The sequence below is a fragment of the Acidovorax sp. 59 genome, assembly GCF_002754175.1.
Lineage (GTDB): Bacteria > Pseudomonadota > Gammaproteobacteria > Burkholderiales > Burkholderiaceae_C > Acidovorax > Acidovorax delafieldii.
On sequence record NZ_PEET01000001.1, the window covers coordinates 4,877,338 to 4,892,723 of the forward strand.

The 15,386-nt window shown below is 66.3% G+C and carries 15 protein-coding genes; 9 read left to right on the top strand and 6 right to left on the bottom strand.

The features are described 5' to 3' along the window. The first annotated feature begins 146 nt into the window (after positions 1-146). From CLU87_RS22310 to CLU87_RS22320, 3 genes are all read left to right on the top strand, one after another. The gene (locus CLU87_RS22310; RefSeq protein ID WP_233193840.1) at positions 147-950 is read left to right on the top strand and encodes a sigma-70 family RNA polymerase sigma factor; all 804 of its coding nucleotides are present in this window, start codon (positions 147-149) and stop codon (positions 948-950) included. A 62-nt stretch (positions 951-1,012) separates the two neighbouring features. Beyond that, positions 1,013-1,621 carry a YdeI family protein gene (locus CLU87_RS22315; protein WP_099731857.1) on the top strand — a complete coding sequence of 203 codons (609 nt, stop codon included), beginning with the start codon at positions 1,013-1,015 and terminating at the stop codon, positions 1,619-1,621. Between the two features lie 58 nt (positions 1,622-1,679). Further along, a complete protein-coding gene (locus CLU87_RS22320) occupies positions 1,680-2,699 on the top strand; it encodes an aldo/keto reductase (RefSeq protein WP_099731858.1) in 1,020 nt (339 codons plus the stop codon). A 79-nt stretch (positions 2,700-2,778) separates the two neighbouring features. Here the strand turns inward: CLU87_RS22320 and CLU87_RS22325 are convergent, their stop codons facing one another. Further along, positions 2,779-3,699 (bottom strand): OmpA family protein, encoded by a 921-nt coding sequence (locus tag CLU87_RS22325; RefSeq protein WP_099732315.1) that lies wholly within the window; start codon positions 3,697-3,699, stop codon positions 2,779-2,781. Between the two features lie 107 nt (positions 3,700-3,806). Further along, positions 3,807-4,184, bottom strand: coding sequence for a DUF4398 domain-containing protein (locus CLU87_RS22330; protein ID WP_099731859.1), 378 nt, complete (start codon positions 4,182-4,184; stop codon positions 3,807-3,809). Positions 4,185-4,557: 373 nt separating this feature from the next. Here CLU87_RS22330 and CLU87_RS22335 point away from each other — a divergent pair, with 373 nt between their 5' ends. Next, entirely contained in the window at positions 4,558-5,661 is a 1,104-nt protein-coding gene (locus CLU87_RS22335) for a mechanosensitive ion channel family protein (protein ID WP_099731860.1), read from the top strand. A gap of 108 nt (positions 5,662-5,769) precedes the next feature. On the opposite strand, the gene gap is transcribed toward CLU87_RS22335, so the two are convergent. Together gap and tkt are read right to left on the bottom strand one after the other, a co-directional pair. Further along, a complete protein-coding gene (gap, locus tag CLU87_RS22340; RefSeq protein ID WP_099731861.1) occupies positions 5,770-6,768 on the bottom strand; it encodes a type I glyceraldehyde-3-phosphate dehydrogenase in 999 nt (332 codons plus the stop codon). 88 nt (positions 6,769-6,856) lie between these two features. Beyond that, the gene (gene tkt, locus CLU87_RS22345; RefSeq protein WP_099731862.1) at positions 6,857-8,938 is read right to left on the bottom strand and encodes a transketolase; all 2,082 of its coding nucleotides are present in this window, start codon (positions 8,936-8,938) and stop codon (positions 6,857-6,859) included. A gap of 123 nt (positions 8,939-9,061) precedes the next feature. Between tkt and speD the strand changes: the two genes are divergently transcribed. The 5 genes from speD (at position 9,062) to pyk (ending at position 13,963) form a co-directional block, all read left to right on the top strand. Further along, a complete protein-coding gene (speD, locus tag CLU87_RS22350) occupies positions 9,062-9,451 on the top strand; it encodes an adenosylmethionine decarboxylase (protein WP_056068022.1) in 390 nt (129 codons plus the stop codon). Beyond that, on the top strand, positions 9,448-10,224 hold the full coding sequence (locus CLU87_RS22355; protein ID WP_099731863.1) for a nucleotidyltransferase family protein: 777 nt from the start codon (positions 9,448-9,450) through the stop codon (positions 10,222-10,224). Before speD ends, CLU87_RS22355 begins: the two co-directional genes overlap by 4 nt. Beyond that, positions 10,221-11,618: an aminopeptidase P N-terminal domain-containing protein gene (locus tag CLU87_RS22360; protein ID WP_099731864.1), complete on the top strand. Its 1,398-nt coding sequence runs from the start codon at positions 10,221-10,223 to the stop codon at positions 11,616-11,618. The genes CLU87_RS22355 and CLU87_RS22360 overlap by 4 nt, the downstream gene beginning before the upstream one ends. Before the next feature lie 14 nt (positions 11,619-11,632). Next, on the top strand, positions 11,633-12,418 hold the full coding sequence (locus CLU87_RS22365) for a CPBP family intramembrane glutamic endopeptidase (RefSeq protein ID WP_099732316.1): 786 nt from the start codon (positions 11,633-11,635) through the stop codon (positions 12,416-12,418). A 108-nt stretch (positions 12,419-12,526) separates the two neighbouring features. Then, positions 12,527-13,963 (top strand): pyruvate kinase, encoded by a 1,437-nt coding sequence (gene pyk / locus CLU87_RS22370; protein ID WP_056743254.1) that lies wholly within the window; start codon positions 12,527-12,529, stop codon positions 13,961-13,963. A 73-nt stretch (positions 13,964-14,036) separates the two neighbouring features. Here the strand turns inward: pyk and CLU87_RS22375 are convergent, their stop codons facing one another. Both CLU87_RS22375 and CLU87_RS22380 read right to left on the bottom strand, forming a co-directional pair. Then, complete coding sequence (locus CLU87_RS22375; protein WP_056068027.1) at positions 14,037-14,600, bottom strand: phosphatase PAP2 family protein; 564 nt, start codon at positions 14,598-14,600, stop codon at positions 14,037-14,039. Further along, positions 14,593-15,354, bottom strand: coding sequence for a phosphatase PAP2 family protein (locus CLU87_RS22380; RefSeq protein ID WP_099731865.1), 762 nt, complete (start codon positions 15,352-15,354; stop codon positions 14,593-14,595). The genes CLU87_RS22375 and CLU87_RS22380 overlap by 8 nt, the downstream gene beginning before the upstream one ends. Positions 15,355-15,386: the final 32 nt, after the last annotated feature.

The following is a 15,386-nucleotide window of genomic DNA, read 5'->3' on the forward strand; positions in this document are numbered from 1 at the left end:
GGTACGCTACGCGCAAGGTCTGCTTTGGGCCTGAGCCCTTCCTTCGACCCAACGCCGGATCCTTGCATTCGTCCATCAACTGCTGTCCTAGTCTGCTTTGGGTCTGCCTGTGGCACCATGCTCCGATGCGAAAAGACGAACACACCGTGGCGCTCGTACGCGCCAGCCGCAGTGCCTTGGTGCGCGCCGCCACGCGCCTTCTAGGCCCGGTCGATGCTGAAGACGCGGTGCAGGACGCCTATGTGCGCGCGCTGGAGGTTAATGCCCCTGCGCTCAATGCTGCCCAGGCCTGGCTGCTGACAGTGGTGCGCAATCTGGCCATCGACCGTTTGCGGCGGCGCCAGTGGATGGCGCAATGGCTGGCTGAAGCCGTTCAGAGCGCGCACGCCGATGTCGCAGACGCTGGCGCGGTCGCACCCTCTGCGGAGGCCGATGCTGCTCTTGCGCAGCAGGCCATGCTCGCGCTGCGGCGACTGGCAGAGTGTGTGACGCCCGCGGAGGGCGCTGCGGTGCTGTTGCATGCGGTGTTCGATGCCAGCCATGCCGAGCTGGCGCAGGCCAGCGGTCGGTCTGAAGTAGCCAGCCGCCAGCAACTGCGCCGCGCCTTGCAGCGGTTGCGGCAGGCGCAGGAGGGCGACGAATCCAGCCATGAACCCAAGGGCGCCACCGCAGCAGCGCTGCGCCTGTATCTGCAGTCGCTGCAATCGCGAGACCCACAGACACTGTGGGCGCTGCTGCGCCAGCCGTCCGTCAGCGCGGGGGCGGTGCATGCCGCAGCCCAGGCGATGCAGCTTGTGCTGCCGCGTGCCCAGCACGCAAGCGCCACTGTGGGTGGGGTGGTGCAGGTAGGCGGGCAGTTAGGGCTGGTGCTCACGCTCGATGGTGTGACGCTGTGCGTGGTGCCGCTGGGGCCACACGCCGAGCAAGTGCATGACGCCGTGGTGGCCTGAACCGCGCACCTGCAGCTGCAACTGGTAGGAAGAAGGCAAGACGGAAGGACGTTTGCAGCACCATGATCCAGCAGCCCGCGCCCACCTTCTTTGCCTCCCCGCAGGCGTTCCGCGATTGGCTGGAGCGCCACGCCGCCAGCGCGACGGAGCTGCTGGTGGGTTTTCACAAGGTGGGCTCGGGCCGCCCCAGCATGGGCTGGCCGGAGTCGGTGGACGAAGCGCTGTGCTTTGGGTGGATCGATGGCATTCGGCGGCGTATTGACGAGCACACGTATTCGATCCGCTTCACTCCGCGCAAGCCGTCGTCGATCTGGAGTGCGGTCAACATCGCCAAGGTGGAGCAGCTGCAGGCGGCAGGCCGCATGACGCCTGCGGGGCTGGCCGCCTTCGCGCACCGCAAGGCAGACAAGTCGGCCATCTACTCGCACGAGCAGGCGGGGGTGGCCGAGCTGCCGGTGGCGCTGCAACGCACGTTCCAGAGCAACAAGGCCGCGTGGCGGTACTTTCAGGAGTCCACACCGCCCAGCTACCGCAAGGTGATGCTGCACTGGGTCGCATCCGCCAAACGTGATGCGACCCGGGAGGCGCGGTTTGCGCAGCTGGTGGCCGCCTGTGCTGCGGGCGAGCGCATTGAGCTGTGGGCGAAGCGGCCACCCGTTGCAAAGGCTTAGCCCAGCCTCCAAGCCCGAGCCACCCGGTGGGTTGCCTCGCTTGCCGTAAGCTCGCGGCATGCAACAAAGAAACCTTGGACCTTTCTCCGTCTCGGCCATCGGCCTGGGCTGCATGAATCTGTCGCACGCCTATGGCGCCCCGGTGTCTGCCGAGCAGGGCGAACGCGTGCTGCTGGCCGCGCTGGATGCGGGTGTGACGCTGTTTGACACCGCCGCGCTGTACGGCTTTGGCGCCAACGAAACCCTGGTGGGCCGTGTGCTGAAGCAGCACCGCAGCCGTTTCACCCTGGCCAGCAAATGCGGCATGCAGGGCGTGGATGTGAATGGCGACGGCAAGCTGGTGCGCGTGATTGACGGCCGCCCCGCCACGCTGCGCCAGACCTGCGAAGACAGCCTGCGCCGCCTGCAGACCGACGTGATCGACCTGTACTACCTGCACCGCTGGGACAAGAAGGTGCCCATTGAAGACAGCGTGGGTGCGCTGGCCGACCTGGTGCGCGCGGGCAAGATCCGCAGCATCGGCCTGTCGGAGGTGTCGGCCGCCACGCTGCGCAAGGCGCACGCGGTGCACCCCATTGCTGCGGTGCAGACCGAGTATTCGCTCTGGACGCGCAACCCCGAGATTGCTGTGCTGGACGCCTGCCGAGAACTGGGCGTCGCCTTTGTGGCGTTCAGCCCCGTGGCGCGGGGCTTTCTGTGTGGCGATCTGCGCGATGTGAGCACGCTGGATGCCAAGGATATCCGCCGCGCCATGCCCCGTTTTGCGCCCGACGCCTATGCCGCCAATCTGAAGCTGCTCGATGGCTACCAAGCCATTGCGCACAATGTGGGTTGCACCCCCGCCCAGCTGGCGCTGGCGTGGCTGCTGCACAAGGCTGAGCACATCATTCCCATCCCAGGCACCACCAGTGTGGAGCATTTGCAGGACGACCTGGGTGCTGCCAACGTGCGACTGGACGCCGCCACCATGGCGCGGCTGGATGCGCTGATCAACGAGCGCACGGTCGTGGGCCACCGCTACAACGCACAAGCCGCGAGCGAAGTCGATACCGAAACGTTTGAAGACCGCGCAGCGTAGGCGGCGCGGTCTTTGTGGGCTTCAGTGCAGGTTCGCTGCAGTTTCAATACGACTTGACGGTGAGGCTTTTTGTGGAGCCTCAACGGCCTCGCAAATTGCCCTTGTCATCGGCAATCACGATCTCCACACGGCGGTTCATGGCGCGGCCTTCGGGCGACGCGTTGTCAGCCACCGGGTGGGCCTTGCCGTAGCCGCGTGCGGCGATGCGGCTGCTGTCCACGCCGCGCTGCACCAACGCATCGCGCACGGCCTGCGCGCGGCGGTCTGACAGGTCCTGGTTGTAGCTGTCGCCACCCACGCTGTCGGTGTAGCCCTCGATCAACAGCTTGCGGTCCGGGAACTGTTTGAGAAAGTTCGCCAGCTTGTCCAGGCGCGGGCCGGCCTGGGCCGAGAGTTCGGCCTTGTTGAAGGCAAACAGCACATCGCCCAAGGTCACCAGCAGGCCGCGTTCGGTCTGCTGGGCTTCGAGTTCGCGCAATTGCGCTTCGAGTGCGCGCACGCGGTCTTGTGCCGCATTGGCCTGGGCCATGGCAGCGGTGGCTTGCGCCTGCTGTTGTGCGGCGCGTTGCTCGGCGCTCATCGCCTGCTGCTGGGCTTGCTGGGCGCGCAGGCGGGCCGCGTCAGCCTCTTGGGTGCGGGCCTGCAGACGGATGCGGTCGCCTTCGCTGCCTGCCTGTTTGATGTTGGCATCGAGCTGGCGTGCGCGGGCTGCATTGGTGGCGATCTCGGCGCGTTGGCGGGCGATGTACGCCAGGTGGTTGGTCTCGGACGTGTCGCGGTCATCGGCCCACACGCGGTCGGCCTTGGCCAGTGCGTCGGTGGCTTGCTTCAGTTCGAGCTGCGCGTACTGGTTGACGGCCGGGTCTCCTGCAGCGGTGCTCACTGCGGTACGGGCCTCTTCCAGCGCGGGCGATGGGGTGGTGCTGGCGCAGGCGGCCAGCAGGCCTACGGCAATCAGGCTGGTGCACAGGGCGGTGGTTCGGTGAAAAAAGCGATGCATGGTCAGGTGTTCCTTGAAATGGGGGGAGGTCAATCGCGGGGCCTCAACGGTGTTGGGCGTGAGTCGAAGCCAGGTTGGGCGCTAAGGCTTCAACGTCTGGCGCTGGCCTAGCGCGGCGATCGGCGGTCGATTTCTTCTTGCAGCGCTCGGATGCCGTCTTGCACTTGCGTCAGGTTGGCGGCATTGCTGGCGGCGTCGGCGCGGGTTTCGGCCACGCGGGCATCTACCTCGGCCTCAGCGGCCAGGCGGCGCGCGGCCACATAGTCCTTTTCAGCCATGGCTTTTTCGGCCTGCATCAGCTTCTCGCGCGCTTGTTGCAACTGCACGGGGGCGCTGGTGGCCACAGCCGGGGCAGCCGCCACGCGGTTGACAGTGGTGCGGGTGACCGCCATCTGTTCGGTGGGCGCCGGGGTGGAAGAACAGGCGGCCAGTGCGCCCAGTGCGAGTGCCGCTGTGGCGGTACGGATCAATGCGGATGAATGCATGGTGTGGTGGACTCCTGTGGAGGTTGTGGGATGTGCCGCACCGAGATTTCGGGCGGGCAGCCAGCGGTGTTCTGGTGTTGATGCATTGTTGGGGCCCGCGCGGCACCGGGGCGTAGGCCCTGCCTCTGTATTGCTGTGGGGCATGTCTTACGAACACTTGCAAACGGGGCAGACCAGCGGCGAATTGGCCGTTGCCTGATCAACTGCGGAACTCTGACTTCCACGGGGTCTCGATCAAGGACGTTGCGCACCTCAGCGCTCCATTGCGGGGCTGAAGCACCCTGCATGGCCGAGGTCACGGGTGACCCCGTGTATCAGCCCCGCCCACGCGCGCCCCATCCCGTCACTGCACCACGAAGAGGAGAGTCCCCGCATGCAGCCGTCCAACTTTATGACCTGGGTCCAGGAGGCCACCTTTGCCGGCGTGCCGCTGTGGAGCCTGTGCGTGGCCCTGGCGGCCACCACGGCCACCTATGCAGCCATCCTTTTGGTGCTGCACCTGCTGACCCGCCGCGCCAAGGTGTGGGCCACGCAGTCGCACAGCGGCATGGCGCAGACCATGGTGGATGTGCTGGAAGGCACCAGCCGCACGCTGATGCTGGTGGTGGCTCTGCTCGTGGGCGCGAGCCTGCTGGACCTGCCCGGCCGCTGGGAGAACCGCCTGAGCCAGCTGTGGTTTGTGGCCGTGGCGCTGCAGATGGGCCTGTGGGGCATGCGTGCCATTGGCATTGGTGTGCGCCGCTATGTGGAGCGGCACTCGTCCAGTGGCATGACGCAGGTCAGTGCCTCGGCCACGCTGATGTCCTGGGGGCTGCGCACGCTGCTGTGGAGCGTGGTGCTGCTGGCCATCTTGTCGAATGTGGGCGTGAACATCACGGCCTTTATCGCCAGCCTGGGCGTGGGCGGCATTGCGGTGGCGCTGGCGGTGCAAAACATCTTGGGAGACCTGTTTGCCTCGCTCGCCATCGCGGTGGACAAGCCGTTTGAGGTGGGCGACTTCATCGTGGTGGGCAATGTGTCGGGCACGGTGCAGGTGATTGGTCTCAAGACCACACGCATCCGCAGCCTGCAGGGCGAGCAGATCGTGATGTCCAACACCGACCTGCTCAAGCAGACCATCAGCAACTTTCGCATGCTGGAGCGGCGGCGCATCGTGTTTACCTTTGGCGTGGCCTATGACACCACCCCCGAGCAGGCGGAGGCGATTCCAGGCGTCGTGCGCAAGCTCATCGAGTCGCACCCGGAGCTGCGCTTTGACCGCGCGCATTTCAAGGCGCTGGGTACCAACTCGCTGGACTACGAGGTGGTCTACATCGTGGAAGACCCGGCCTACAACCTCTACATGGACTTGCAGCAGTCCATCAACCTGGGGCTGCTGCGCGAGTTCAAGGCCATGGGTGTGGCGTTTGCGTTCCCCACCCGCACGGTGCACATTGCCAGCACGCCGCCGCAGGCCCCTGCTGCTGCGGTGTCCTGATTGCGCAGGCGGGTACTGCGTAGGCAAAAAAAAGCCGGCAGCCTTTGCAGGCGGCCGGCTTGAACAGGGTAGTTACCTCTAGCGCTTTTTCAACTTCTCAAAGAAAGCTTACTTGGCGACCACGCGCACCATTTCCAGGCACTTGTTCGAGTAGCCCCATTCGTTGTCGTACCAGCTCACGACCTTCACGAAGGTGCCGTCCAGCGCGATGCCGGCGTCAGCGTCAAAGATGGACGTGCGGGTATCGCCACGGAAGTCGGTGGCCACCACCTTGTCTTCGGTGTAACCCAGTACGCCCTTCAGGGCGCCTTCGGACTGGGCCTTCATTTCGGCCTTGATTTCTTCGTAGGTGGCAGCCTTGTCCAGCTCCACCGTCAGGTCCACCACCGACACGTCGGAGGTGGGCACGCGGAAGGACATGCCGGTCAGCTTCTTGTTCAGCGCAGGGATCACCACGCCCACGGCCTTGGCAGCGCCAGTGCTGGAGGGGATGATGTTTTCCAGAATGCCACGGCCGCCGCGCCAGTCCTTGTTCGAAGGGCCGTCCACGGTCTTTTGCGTGGCGGTGGCTGCGTGCACGGTGGTCATCAGGCCGCGCTTGATGCCCCACTTGTCGTTCAGCACCTTGGCCACGGGGGCCAGGCAGTTGGTGGTGCACGATGCGTTGGAGATGATGGCCTGGCCTGCGTAGGTGTCGTGGTTCACGCCGAACACGAACATGGGGGTGTCGTCTTTCGACGGAGCCGACAGGATGACCTTCTTGGCGCCAGCGTCAAGGTGCTTCTGCGCGGTGACCTTGTCTAGGAACAGGCCGGTGGATTCGATCACCACGTCGGCGCCGACTTCGTTCCACTTCAGGTTGGCGGGGTCGCGCTCTTGCGTGAGGCGGATCTTCTTGCCATTGACGATCAGGGTGTTGCCCTCGACCGCTACGGTGCCCTTGAAGCGGCCGTGCACCGAGTCGTACTGCAGCATGTACGCCAGGTACTCAGGCTCCAGCAGGTCGTTGATGCCCACGACTTCGATGTCGCTGAAGTTCTGGATGGCCGAGCGCAGCACGTTGCGGCCGATGCGGCCGAAGCCGTTGATACCAATCTTGATCGTCATAGGGAGCCTCTTCAAAGTTGCAAAGTCGAAATCATGAATTGGCCGCCGCGCGCCCGCTGGCAGCGGTGCGCAGCGGGCAAAGGGCGTTTTAACGGGCCTTCTTGGCGGGCTTCAGGCGGGCCGCGCCGATGGCCACCAGCACTGCGTCGGCCACGTTCTCTTCGGTGAATCCGAAATGCTTGAACAGCACAGGCGCAGGGGCAGATTCGCCGTAGGTGTCGATGCCCACCACGGCGGCGCAGCCGTACTTCCACCAGCCGTCGGTCACGCCCATTTCCACGGCCACGCGCGGCACGCCCGCAGGCAGCACACTGCTCTTGTACTTGGCATCTTCGCGGTCGAAGGTGGTGGTGCTGGGCATGGAGACCACGCGCACGCCGATCTTCTTGTCGGCCAGCAGGCGCTGGGCCTTCAGGGCCAGCTGCACTTCAGAGCCGGTGGCAATGATCACGGCCACGGGCTTCTTCTTGATGCCCACGTCGGCAGGCTCGCTCAGCACGTAGGCGCCGCGCGAGATGTCGCCCAGGTCGCGCTTGGGCGCATAGGGCAGGTTCTGGCGCGACAGGGCCAGCACGGTGGGCTTGTTGCGGTTGGACAGGGCCACGCTCCAGGCCACGGCGGTTTCTGCCGTGTCAGCGGGGCGCCAGACATCGAGGTTGGGAATCAGGCGCAGGCTGGCCACGTGCTCGATGGACTGGTGCGTGGGGCCGTCTTCGCCCAGGCCGATGGAGTCGTGCGTGAACACGTGGATTACGCGCTGCTTCATCAGGGCAGCCATGCGGATGGCGTTGCGGCTGTAGTCGCTGAACGTGAGGAAGGTGCCGCCGTAGGGAATGAAGCCGCCGTGCAGCGCCACGCCGTTCATGATGGCGGCCATGCCGAATTCGCGCACGCCGTAGTTGATGTGGCGGCCACCGATCTTTTGGCCGTTTTCGAGCGCGGTCTGCACCACGTTGCCCTGCATGTCAAAGCGCAGATTGGGTGTGCTCTTGGTGTTGGTGAGGTTGGAGCCTGTCAAGTCGGCGCTGCCGCCCAGCAGTTCGGGCAGCGCAGCGGTGAAGGCTTCCAGCGCCAGCTGGCTGGCCTTGCGGCTGGCCACGGTCTCGCCCTTGGTGTGCGCGGCCACCACGGTGTCCACGGCCACTTGCGCAAAGTTGGCGGGCAGGTCGCCCTGCATGCGGCGGGTGTATTCGGCAGCCAGCTCGGGGAAAGCCTTGCTGTAGGCGGCAAACCGTTCGTTCCAGGTGGCTTCAGCGGCAGCGCCAGCGGCCTTGGCGTCCCAGCCGGCGTAAACATCTTCGGGGATCACGAAGGGCTCGCTGGTCCAGCCCAGGGCTTCGCGCGTGAGCTTGATTTCTTCGGCGCCCAGGGGCTCGCCGTGGGCCTTGGCGGTGTTCACGCGGTTGGGGCTGCCCTTGCCGATGTGTGTCTTGCACACGATGAGCGTGGGGCGCTCGGTCTGCTTCTTGGCTTCGACGATGGCTGCGGCCACCTTGTCGGCGTCGTGGCCATCAATGGGCCCGATCACGTTCCAGCCGCTGGCCACGAAGCGCAGGGGGGTGTTGTCGGCAAACCAGGGAGCAACCTGACCGTCGATGCTGATGCCGTTGTCGTCGTACAGGGCGATCAGCTTGTTGAGCTTCCAGGCGCCGGCCAGCGACACGGCTTCGTGGCTGATGCCTTCCATCAGGCAGCCATCGCCCAGGAAGGCGTAGGTGTGGTGGTCCACCACGGCGTGGCCTTCGCGGTTGAACTCGGCAGCCAGCAGCTTTTCGGCCAGCGCAAAGCCCACGGCATTGGTGATGCCCTGGCCCAGCGGGCCGGTGGTGGTTTCCACGCCGGGGGTGATGCCTACTTCGGGGTGGCCGGCGGTCTTGCTGTGCAACTGGCGGAAGTTCTTCAGCTCGCCGATGGGCATGTCGTAGCCGGTGAGGTGCAGCAATGCGTACAGCAGCATCGAGCCGTGGCCGTTGGACAGCACAAACCGGTCGCGGTCAAACCACTGGGGGTTGGTGGGGTTGTGCTTGAGGTGGCGGCTCCACAGCGCCACGGCCATGTCGGCCATGCCCATGGGGGCGCCGGGGTGGCCGGAGTTGGCTTGTTGAACGGCGTCCATGGCCAATGCGCGGATCGCATTTGCCATCTGTTGGGATTGCTGGGTGTTGGCCATGGGGGGAGAGTTCAGGGTGGGTGAGTCGGGGGAAACCCGGCATTTTACCGAGGTGGCTTGCGCTCACCTGAATTCGCAGGCTGCCAGCAGGAAGCCCGGTGGCAATGCACTACAGTGCGGCCCATGCAAGGACTGCATCTCACCGCCGATCTCCATGGCTGCCGTTGCGCCTCCGCATGGCTGCTGGACGCTACCGCCCTGGGCCGCGCCTGTACCGAAGCGGTGCGCGCCGCTGGGCTCCAGCCTGTGGGGCAGTTGTTCCATGAATTTCCTGCCACCGAGCACGGCCCCGGCGGGGTGACTGCCACGGTGTTGCTGGCCGAGTCGCACCTGTGCGTGCACACGTGGCCCGAGCAGCGCGGCGTGACGCTGGATGTGTATGTGTGCAATTTCGGCGCCGACCATTCGGCCAAGGCGCGTGCGCTGATGGAAGCCTTGCTGGCCTTGTTCGACCCCACCACCGTGGAGCGCCATGCGCTCCAGCGGGGCTCTGTGAGCGGGGTGGCGGCATGAGTGCCGCCCGCCATCAGGTGCCTGCCCTGCTTCTGGCCGCAGGCCGTGGCGAGCGCATGCGCCCGCTGACCGACAGCATGCCCAAGCCGCTGCTGCAGGTGCAGGGCCAGCCACTGCTGCAGTGGCACCTGCAGGCTTTGCTGGACGCAGGTGTGGAGCGGGCGGTGATCAACACCGCATGGCTGGGCGAACAGATCAGCGCGTTTTTCTCCAGCGTTTTTGCCTCCAAGCGCAGGAAAAATATGCCTGAGCAGCTATCAATTTCATACTCCCACGAAGGGGTGGACTTTGGCGGCGCGCTGGAAACCGCTGGCGGTATCGCCCGTGCATTGCCGCAGCTCGGCCCGGTGTTCTGGCTGGCCGCAGGCGATGTGTTTGCGCCCGATTTCGTGTTCGACAGCGCAGCGGTAGCGGCCTTCGAGGCCAGCGATCATCTGGCCCACCTGTGGCTGGTGTCCAACCCCACCCACAACCCACGTGGCGACTTTGGCCTGTCGGCCGACGGCCTGGCGCTGAACCTGCCCGCCGACGACTCCACACCGCGTTACACCTACAGCACCATCGCCCTGCTGCGCGCCGAGCTGTTTGCAGGGCCTTGGTGTGACATTCCGCCTGGCAATCCGGGCGGCATCAAAGCCCCGCTGGCGCCGCTGCTGCGCCGGGCGATGGACAATGGCCGCGTCAGTGCGCAGCTCTACACCGGCCGTTGGACCGATGTGGGCACGCCCGAGCGGCTGGCCGAACTCAATTCCTATTCTCACGACGCGCCATGAACACCACCGTGCCTGCCTCCGTCTATGCCCAGCGCCGTGCGCACCTGGCTGCCCAGCTGGGCCCAGGGGGCATCGCCATCATCCCCACGGCGCTGGAGCGCCCGCGCAACCGCGACAGCGACTTTCTGTTCCGCCACGACAGCTACTTCTATTACCTGACAGGCTTTACCGAGCCTGGCGCCTGCCTGGTGCTGGCGCACGATGGCCGCAGCACGCTGTTCTGCCAGCCCAAGGATCTGGAGCGCGAAATCTGGGATGGCTACCGCCTCGGCCCGGCCGCTGCGCCCGCCGCGTTGGGCGTGGACGCCGCGCATTCGATGGCCGAACTGGACAGCAAGCTGCCGCGCCTGCTCGAAAACACGGCCTGCGTCTGGTACCCGTTTGCCACGCACAGCGGCTTGGCGGCGCGGGTGGAGGGCTGGCTCAACGTGGTGCGCGGCCGTGTGCGCTATGGCGCCATCTGCCCCGCAGAACAGAACGACCTGTGCACGCTGCTCGACGAGATGCGCCTTTTCAAGGACACCCACGAGCAGGACATCATGCGCCGCGCCAGCGCCATCAGTGCGCAGGCCCACATCCGCGCCATGCAGCGCTCGGCCCGCATGCTGCGCGCCGGGGAGGATGTGCGTGAATACCACCTGGATGCCGAGCTGCTGCACGCGTTTCGCGAGGCGGGCTCGCAGTACCCGGCCTACAGCTCCATCGTGGCCGCCGGTGCCAACGCCTGCGTGCTGCACTACCGGGCCGATGCAGCCCCGGTGCGCGATGGCGAGCTGGTGCTGATCGACGCGGGCTGCGAGCTGGACAGCTACGCCAGCGACATCACGCGCACCTTCCCCGCCAACGGAAAATTCACGGGCCCACAGCGTGCGCTGTACGACCTGGTGCTGGCCAGCCAGGACGCGGCCGTGGCTGCCACCAAGGCGGGTGCCCGCTTCAACGACCCGCACGACGCCACGGTGGCCGTGCTGGCGCAGGGCATGCTGGACCTGGGCCTGCTCGACAAGAACAAGGTGGGCACCGCGCAGGACGTGATCGACAAGCGCGCCTACTTCCAGTTCTACATGCACCGCACCAGCCACTGGCTGGGCATGGACGTGCACGACTGCGGCAGCTATGTGGAGCCCGGCGAGGTGGGGCAGACCAGCGAACGCAAAGACCCGCTCTCGGGCGAAACGATCACCAATCGCCCCAGCCGCATCCTGCGGCCCGGCATGGTGCTGACCATCGAGCCCGGCATCTACGTGCGCCCCGCCGACGGCGTGCCCGAGCAGTTCCACAACATCGGCATCCGCATCGAAGACGATGCCATCGTCACCGAGACGGGTTGTGAGCTGATCACGCGCGGTGTCCCGGTGAAGGCCGACGAGATCGAAGCGCTGATGCGCGCCTGAGCGTGGGCAAAACCATGGCCGTGGACAACACTGCCGGGGCAGACGCGGCGCGCGCTCCGGCGCAACCCGGCAAGTGGCGGCTGGGCGGTGCGCTGTGGCTGCTGGGCATGCCCGGCGTGGTGGCGGTGGTCTGGGCGCTGCTGCCCACCCTGAAGGCCAATGAAGCCCTGCTGCCGCTGCCACCGGAGGTCGTGCTGGTGCTCAGCGGGTTGCAGACGGCGGTGCTCCTGGCGCTGGCCGTGGCGCTCGGGGTGTGGCTGGCGCCTCGCGTGGGCCTGCAGGCGCCGGCCATGTCTTCCTGGCTGGCCGGCCGGCCCGCAGGGCCCGCGTTTCGGGCCCAACTCCTGCCCGGAGTCTGCGGTGGTGTGGCGGGCGCTGCGTGGCTATGGGTGCTGTCCCGACTGGCGCCCACGGCGCTGCAGCCCTCCGATCCTGCCAGTGCCATGCCATTGGCGGTCAAGTTGCTGTATGGCGGCATCACCGAAGAGCTGCTGGTGCGCTGGGGTGTGATGACCCTGCTGCTGTGGCTGGGCTGGCGCCTGCTGCTGCGTGGTCATGGGCGGCCAGGCAAGGGGCTGGAGGCTGCGGCGGTGGTGCTCAGCGCTGTGTTGTTTGCCGTGGGGCATCTGCCTGCCGCGCAGGCGCTGGCCGGGGTGTTGACCGTGCCCGTGGTGGCATTCGTGCTGGTGGGCAACACGGCCTTTGGTCTGGTGGCGGGCTGGCTCTATGCGCGCCACGGCCTGGAGGCGGCGATCATTGCGCATGTGCTGGCGCATCTGCTGTCATCTCCACTGCTCTGAGAGGCCGAGTCACGGTGCCGCTGCACGGGGTAACTCGCATGTAACCGCTTCGTGTGAGAATTGAAACTCGATTACATCCCCAACGACCGAGAGAAAAGAGACATGTCCATGCCTACCCGCCGCGCTACCAAGATTGTTGCCACCCTGGGTCCTGCATCGAGCGACCCGGCGCTGCTGGAGGCGATGATCCGAGCGGGGGTGAACGTGGTGCGGCTGAACTTCAGCCACGGCAAGGCGCAGGACCACATCGACCGCGCTGCCACCGTGCGTGCAGCCGCCCAGCGGGCAGGCCGTGAGGTGGCCATCATGGCCGACCTGCAGGGGCCCAAGATCCGTGTGGGCAAGTTTGCCGAAGGCAAGGTGCAGCTGGAATCGGGTGCCAAATTCGTGCTCGACGCCTCGCGCACCGAGCTGGGCGACATCGAAGGCGTGGGGCTGGACTACAAGGAGCTGCCGCGTGACGTGAAAGCGGGTGACCTGCTGCTGCTCAATGATGGCCTGATCGTGCTCACCGTGGATGCGGTGCGCGGTGAAGAAGTACACACCACGGTCAAGGTGGGCGGCGAGCTGTCGAACAACAAGGGCATTAACAAGAAGGGCGGCGGCCTCACGGCACCGGCCTTGACGGCCAAGGACATGGAAGACATCCGCACGGCCATGAGCTTCCAGGCCGACTATGTAGCGGTGAGCTTTCCCAAGAACGCGACCGACATGGAGATGGCGCGCCAGCTGTGCAATGTGGCTGCTTCCGAGTACCGCCACAAGCCGGGCCTGATCGCCAAGATCGAACGCGCCGAGGCCATCCCGCACCTGGAGGCCATCTTGCGCGTCTCTGACGGCATCATGGTGGCGCGTGGCGACCTGGCGGTAGAAGTCGGCAACGCGGCCGTGCCCGCGCTGCAAAAGAAGATGATCCGCATGGCGCGCGAGCTGGACAAGGTCGTGATCACCGCCACGCAGATGATGGAAAGCATGATCACCAACCCCGTGCCCACGCGTGCCGAGGTGAGTGACGTGGCCAACGCCGTGCTGGATGGCACCGACGCCGTGATGCTGAGTGCCGAGACGGCCGCAGGCCGCTACCCGCTCGAGACCGTGGAAGAGATGGCCACCATCTGCGCCGCGGCCGAAGCGGCGGAAGACCACCAGCTCGATGCCGACTTCACCGGCCAGACCTTCGGCCGGATCGACCAGTCCATCGCCATGGGGGCGCTGTTCACCGCGCACCACCTGGGCGCCAAGGCCATCGTGGCCATGACGGACAGTGGCGCGACGGCGCTGTGGATGAGCCGGCACAGCATCCGCATCCCCATCTATGCGCTCACGCCCAAGGTGGCCACGCAACGCAAGATGGCCATGTACCGCAACGTGCGCCCTTTGCTGATGGACACCAGTGCCGACCGCGACACCGCGCTGGATCAGGCAGAGCGCCACCTCAAGAGCCGCAACATCGTGCAAAAGGGGGATGTGTACGCCATCACCTGCGGTGAGCCCATGGGCGCACCCGGCGGCACGAACATGCTGAAGATCTGCGTGGCCAGCTGACCGATCGAGGGGTTGCACCCTCACCGCTGCGGGGCAGCGTCCCGGGCAGGAGTCCGGCGGCGCTGGGCGGCGGTCAGTGCGCGTTGCCTTGTGGCGACTTGTGCTCCAGGGCTGCTTGCCAGCGCGGTGCGCGCGCGGCCAGTGCGTGGATGGCCGCCGCTGCCAGCCCACCGGTGACCAGGCCCGCCAGCACATCAGACGGGAAGTGCACTCCCAGGCAGACGCGGCTCCAGACCATGGCGGCTGTGACCGCCGCGGCCAGCCAGGTCAGCCCGCGAACCGGCCGCAGGGCGAGACTGGCCGCCAGCGCGGCGGCGCCTGCCACATGCATGCTGGGAAAGCCTGCGCGAGCGGCATGCTCGATCCACTGGACGCCAATGCCCAGCTGCGCAGGCCGCGGCGCCGGCACCGCCAGTCGCAACAGCTGTACTCCTACCCACGCCAGGGCCATGGACGCGAGCGCCAGCACCAGGGCGCGCCGCTGCGCTGCGTTGCCCAGCACAAAGCTGCCGAGCAGCAGGCCGCCCATGGCGGTGGGCAGTTGCTGCGACACCCACCGGGCCACCGTCACCACTGCGGGCAAGGTGGCGGCGTCGGCATTGAGGGCCTGAAACAAGGCCAGGTCGAGTTCAAGCATGGGAGCTGTCCGGTGGCGTGGTGGTGCTGGCGAAATGTGGAAAGCGCGGGCGCAGTGCTGTGGCCGCCAGGTCGCAGAGCCAGCCGGTCGTCCAGCACAGCCAGCCTGTCCACAGCGTGTGGCTCATGAAATGGGCGCCACGCACCTGCTGGGCCGCACCCAAGACGAACCCCGCCAGCAACGCACCCGCCAACCACCAGCGTGCGGCCGACGGTAGCTTGTGGCGCAATGCGAAGTAGCCTCCCAAAAAGGCGAATCCCGCCGACGCATGGCCCGCCGGAAAACAGCGGCCGCTGCCGCCATCGAGCACTCCCAGCGCCCAGTGCGACACGTGGCGTGCCACGCCGCCAAACTGCGCAAGGTCCCAGGGGCAACTGGTGGCGCTGAGGTTTTTGGTGATGCTGACCACGGCCAGCGAGAGCAGGGCACTCACGGCCATCTGCAGGCGCTCGCTGGCGTCCAGCTTGCGCAGAAAGCCGCGTGGCCACCACACGCTCAGGGCCAGCAGCAACACCAGCAACCATCCCAGGCGGCGGGCCCCTTCGTGCAGCACCTGCACAAAAAACCACTGGTCCCGCATCGGAAATCCGTTGGACGACCCAAACACCTGGGCAAACGCCAGGTCTTGCCCTGCGGCATCCCAGGCCACCACACAGGCCAGTGCTCCCAGAGTCCAGACAAGCAGTGTGTGGCGGTGGGAGGGGGTTCGGGACGCAATGGGTGCGGTGGACGGCGTGACGGGCGAAGGCTGCATGGCCTGCAAGATAGGCGGTCGTACTTAACGCC